Source organism: Nonomuraea mangrovi (genome assembly GCF_042681425.1).
Classification (GTDB): Bacteria; Actinomycetota; Actinomycetes; order Streptosporangiales; family Streptosporangiaceae; genus Nonomuraea; species Nonomuraea mangrovi.
In genome coordinates this window covers 1-4,993 of the sequence record NZ_JBHUFV010000001.1, presented here as the reverse complement: position 1 = coordinate 4,993, position 4,993 = coordinate 1, and the positions used below count along the sequence as shown (strand labels likewise).

The 4,993-nt window shown below is 68.6% G+C and carries 4 protein-coding genes; all 4 read left to right on the top strand.

The genetic code is table 11. The features are described from left to right. Positions 1-762: 762 nt before the first annotated feature. Genes ACFSKW_RS00020 through ACFSKW_RS00005 form a run of 4 tightly spaced genes read left to right on the top strand, consistent with a single transcriptional unit; the run spans position 763 to position 4,771 of the window. On the top strand, positions 763-981 hold the full coding sequence (locus ACFSKW_RS00020; RefSeq protein WP_358313250.1) for a ferredoxin: 219 nt from the start codon (positions 763-765) through the stop codon (positions 979-981). Continuing rightward, entirely contained in the window at positions 978-2,381 is a 1,404-nt protein-coding gene (locus tag ACFSKW_RS00015; RefSeq protein WP_379567712.1) for an NAD(P)/FAD-dependent oxidoreductase, read from the top strand. Before ACFSKW_RS00020 ends, ACFSKW_RS00015 begins: the two co-directional genes overlap by 4 nt. Before the next feature lie 58 nt (positions 2,382-2,439). After that, positions 2,440-3,702 (top strand): cytochrome P450, encoded by a 1,263-nt coding sequence (locus ACFSKW_RS00010; protein WP_379567710.1) that lies wholly within the window; start codon positions 2,440-2,442, stop codon positions 3,700-3,702. A gap of 25 nt (positions 3,703-3,727) precedes the next feature. Then, positions 3,728-4,771, top strand: a complete 1,044-nt coding sequence (locus ACFSKW_RS00005) for an NAD(P)-dependent alcohol dehydrogenase (protein WP_379567708.1) — start codon at positions 3,728-3,730, stop codon at positions 4,769-4,771. Positions 4,772-4,993: the final 222 nt, after the last annotated feature.

Sequence of the window (4,993 nt, the reverse complement as noted above, 5' to 3'; positions counted from 1 at the left end):
CCACCGACCAGATCACCGAAGACCTGCTGCGCACCTTCGGCATCCCCACCGACGAGGCCCACCAAATCTGCCAACGTCCCTTGCCCGAGCTCGACCGGCTTCTCCCCAACGCCACCGCGTAGCAGTGCCTGTCGATGGCACGTGAACCGGTCATGAGCATCAGAGGCTTCGGCGAGCACATCTTCGACCTGAACGCGCCGCTGGACGACGTGGAGGTCAACCTCGATCTCGGCGGGGAGACCGGGGCGGCGTGAACCTCACCACTCGCCCCATCATGAGTCGTCGCGGACCCCGGCCAGGAGTTACGACAGTGCCACGGTGATGCCGGGGCCGCTGCAGAAGGTCTCGACCGCCCGGCGGGCCCGTGCGCTCACACTCAGCGGGGTCACCGTGATACAGCCCCGAGGCCGCTGCCGCTATCGGAGCCCGTCCATGGCATGCGGGCCGCCGTCGCCGACGGGCCTCCGTCACGGCCGCTGTACCGTTACCGCGCACGCCGCCCGTGTCGGCCGGAATGTTCGACACGGAGCATGTTTTACCCGATAGCGGTTGTGGCCATGGAAGCCGGGCGGAGAATCGTCGTGTGCGGATCGGCCCGGGCACACCTTGGTGCCGATGCCATCGGGTTCGGACCGGGATCCCCGCGCCGTGACGCTCACGGCAATGGTGGGGCTGTCCAGTTGGGCCACCTGGCGGAACGCGGGATGACCGCGTCGATGGTCGTTGTGTGGGGCGGCAGTCGCGGACGGAAGGGGTCTGCCCATGCGTATCGTCGTGGACCTGAATCGGTGCCAGGGATACGCACAGTGCGTGTATCTGGCCCACGAGATCTTCAAGTTGAACGGGGCGGAGGCGCTTACCTACGAGCCCAACCCCGACGACGCGCGGCGCCTGCAGGTCCAGCGAGCCGCCGCGGCCTGCCCGGTGCGAGCGATCATGATCGACCGTTTGGACGGTGCGGAGCGGGGTGCACCGTCATGACCATGTCGGCGACGCTCGCCGAGTTGGTGCGCGACTTCAAGGCCAACGGCCGGATCGTCATCGTCGGCGCCTCCCTGGCGGGACTGCGGGCCGCCGAAGCCTTGCGCGAGGAAGGCTTCAGCGGGTCTTTGACCATCATCGGGGACGAGCCGTACGAGCCCTACGACCGCCCCCCGCTGTCCAAACAGGTGCTCAAGGGTTGGGTGCCGGCTGACCACACGTTGCTGCCCCGATTGCGGGAGCTGGATGCACAGTGGCGGCTCGGCGTGGCGGCCACCGGGTTGGATCGGGCCACCAGGCAGGTGCGCCTGGCCGACGGCGAGCAGGTCCCCTACCACCGGTTGCTGATCGCCACGGGCACTCGCGCGCGGCAGTGGCCCAACCCGGCCGAGGCCGCCCTGGAGGGCGTGTTCTCGCTGCGCTCGCGTGATGACGCCGCTCGGCTGCAACAGGCGCTGGCGGCAGGGCCGTCGCGGGTGCTGGTCATCGGCGGTGGGTTCATCGGTTCGGAGGTTGCCTCCGTCTGCCGGGAACTCGATATCCCGGTGACCGTCGCCGAGCGGGGCTCGGCGCCGCTGGTGGGCGCGCTGGGCGGGGTGATCGGCGAGATCGCCGCGGAGATGCAGCGCGACCATGGCGTGGACCTGCGCTGCGGGGTGGGCGTGTCATCGCTGGAGGGCGACGCGGGCGGACATGTACGGCGTGCTCGGCTCTCGGACGGGGCCACCGTCGATGCCGACGTGGTGCTGGCCGCGCTGGGCTCGATCCGCAACGTGGAATGGCTGGAGGGCTCGGGGCTGGCGGCCGGCTTCTGGGGTGTCGGCTGCGACGCCGGTGGTCGTGCCTTCGACATCAACGGCGTGGCGACCGACACTGTCTACGTGGCGGGGGACGTGGCGCGCGCGCCCTATGTGCTGTACGAGTACCAGTTTCTCGCGATGGAGCACTGGGACAATGCCGTCTTCGGTGCCGAGGTGGCGGCCCACAACATGGTGAGCCTCGAGCCCGACTACCGCCCGCATCTGTTGTTGCCCGCTTTCTGGTCCGGCCAGTTCGGCGTCAACATCAAGTCCGTCGGCGTGCCGCCGTTCGGCGACGAGATCGTCTTCACCCAGGGGTCCGTGAAGGAGCGCTGCTTCGCCGCCGCCTACGGTCGTCGGGGCCGCATCGTCGCCGCCGTCACCTTCGATCACGGCAAGTGGCTGGAGTACTACGCGCGGCTGATCGAGCAATCGGCTCCGTTCCCGCCCCCGCCGCCGGGCTGGGATCGGCCCGACTACATGAACCCGATGCCGGCCGAGTTCCCCGCGCCGGGAGTCCCGACGGCGATGCCCGACGTCGTCTTGACCGGCCACGACCCGAACGAGCGGAGGGCCGAGTTCCGGCCTCGAGGTCACTGACGCGTCCCTCGCGATCGGCGGGTAACCCGGCCGGCACAGCAGGAAGGAGAGGAACAGCATGGGCGAGGAAACACCCTGGCAGCAGGCGCTCCGCTACGCCAACCGTGCCAATCCGTACCCCTTCTACGCCGAGCTCCGCAAGACCCCGGTGGCGCGGCAGCCGGACGGCACCTACGTCGTCAGCACCTACCGAGAGATCGTCGCGCTTCTCCACGACCCCCGAGTCAGCTCGGATGTCAGGAAGATCCGAGCCCGCGCCCCGGCTGCGGCGGAGCCGGGGGCCGAGCCGATCACGGAGGCCGTCATCTCTTTGGAGCCGAACATCATCACCTGCGACCCGCCCGAACATGATCGAGATCGCCGCATGATGACGCGGCATTTCTTCGGCCCGTCCCATTCCCCTCACCTGATCTCTGACCTGGAGCCTGATATCCGACGCATCGTGGCCGACCTCCTGGACAGGATGCGGGGCAAGACCCGGATCGACGTCGTGGACGAGTTCGCCTACCCCCTGCCGGTGGCCCTGATCTGCAAGGTCCTGGGCGTGCCGCCGGAAGACGAACGTCGCTTCCACGCCTGGATCGAGACGGCCCTGGATGCTCTGGATTTCGGTCCGGAGGCGGCTTCCGAGGAGATGCGGCGCCGGCTGGAGGGCGGGCGCCGGAGCGTGAAGGAGTTCGAGCAGTTCCTGGTCGGGCTGCTCGACCAGTACGCCAAGCAGCCCGGCCCGGGCATGCTCTCGGCAATGGTTCACGACGACGGCCCGGACGGGCGCATGTCCGAGGGCGTGCTCGTCAGCAATGCTGTGCTCCTGCTCTTCGCCGGGCATGAAACCACGGTCAATCTGATCGCCCACAGCGTGCTCACCCTGCTGAGGCACCCCAAGGCTCTCGAGGAGCTGCGCCGCCGCCCCGACCTGATCGTGCCCGCGGTCGAAGAGTTGCTGCGGTTCGAGTCGTCGGTCCAGTTCTGGCACACTCGCTCGGCCGTCGAGGACATCGAAATCGCCGGCACCATCATCCCGAAGGGCGCGCCGATCTTCCTGGTGTACGGCTCGGCGAACCGCGACCCGGAACGGTTCGCCGACCCTGACCAGCTTGACCTCGAGCGCCTGGACAACCAGCACCTCGGCTTCAGCCAGGGCATCCACTTCTGTTTCGGCGCTCCGCTCGCCCGGCTCGAAGTCCAGGTCGCGGTCGGTGAGTTCGTCCGCCGCGTGGAGAACCCACGGCTCGTCGTCGACCCGCCGCCCTACCGCCACAACCAGATCTTCCGCGGCCCGCGCCACGTCCTGGTCGACTTCGACGGGATCCGCGACTGACCCAGCTTGCGCGCCAAGGATCGCTATGCGGGCTTTTCAACTCGTCGAATGGCAAAGGCCGCCCGAGCTGCGCGAGGTGCCGGTCCCCGAGCCCGGCCCCGGGCAGGTCCTGGTGAAGGTCGGGGGCGCCGGTGCCTGCCACTCTGATCTGCACATCATGGAGGCACCCGCACCCGCACCCGGGGAGGGCACGAGACTGCCCTTCACGCTCGGCCATGAGAATGCGGGTTGGGTGGAGACGCCGGGACCGGGCGTCGCCGGGTTCGCGCCCGGAGACCCTGTGATCGTCTACGGACCCTGGGGCTGCGGCCTGTGCGCCAACTGCAGGGAAGGCAAGGAGAACTACTGCCAGAGGACCGGCGGTCTGGGCGGGGGCCTGGGTGGTCACGACGGCGGAATGGCTGAGTACCTGCTGGTCCCGGCGTCGCGATTCCTGATCCCGCTCGGCACCCTCGACCCCCGCGAGGCCGCCCCGCTCAGCGACGCGGGGCTGACCAGCTATCACGCCGTCAAGCGATCGCTGCACCTGCTGGGGCCGGGCTCGACCGCGGTGGTGATCGGAGCGGGTGCTCTGGGCCAGATGGCCATCCAGATGCTGCAAGCGCTCAGCGCGGCGACCACCGTCGTCACCGTGGACACCGCCGCCGGCAAGCTGGAGATCGCCAAGCGCATGGGCGCGGACGAGGCGCTGCTTTCCGGCGACCAGGCGGTCACGCGGATCATGGACATGACGCGGCAGCAGGGCGCTCAGCTCGTGCTGGACATGGTCGGCATAGACCCGACTTTGCGGATGGCTGCCCAGGTGGCCCGGGTGCTTGGCCACCTGACCATCGTCGGTCTCGGCGGCGGAGCCCTACCGGTCAACTTCTCGAGCCCGCCGCACGAGTGTTCGGTTGCCTCGCCCTACTGGGGCTCCATCCCCGAACTCATGGAAGTGATCACCCTTGCCCAGCAGCAAAAGATCAAGATGCTGGTCGAGCACTTCCCCTTGGAGCGCGTCGGCGAGGCCTACCAATTCCTGCACGACGGCAAGATCCAAGGACGCGCGGTCATCACCCCCCACCCGTGAGCACCTCATCAAAGCGACCGGGGAGAGCCCAAGTGGCGGTCCGGTCTTTGAACCGACCGGGTCAGCGTGGAGGGACCCCAGGAACTCAGGGGCTATTTCTCGATAGCCCCACAGGCCTGATGCGCGCAGGCGACGCGCTTCGTTAGGGACATCCCATGCGGTGGGCCTCGTCGGTGGGGATGCCGAAGGTGCGCAGCAGGTCTTCGGTGATCTGGTCGGTGG

Excerpts from the sequence above, each read along its gene's own strand:
- ACFSKW_RS00020 (WP_358313250.1), top strand. The coding sequence starts at position 763 with ATGCGTATCGTCGTGGACCTGAATCGGTGCCAGGGATACGCACAGTGC.
- ACFSKW_RS00015 (WP_379567712.1), top strand. The coding sequence starts at position 978 with ATGACCATGTCGGCGACGCTCGCCGAGTTGGTGCGCGACTTCAAGGCC.
- ACFSKW_RS00010 (WP_379567710.1), top strand. The coding sequence starts at position 2,440 with ATGGGCGAGGAAACACCCTGGCAGCAGGCGCTCCGCTACGCCAACCGT.
- ACFSKW_RS00005 (WP_379567708.1), top strand. The coding sequence starts at position 3,728 with ATGCGGGCTTTTCAACTCGTCGAATGGCAAAGGCCGCCCGAGCTGCGC.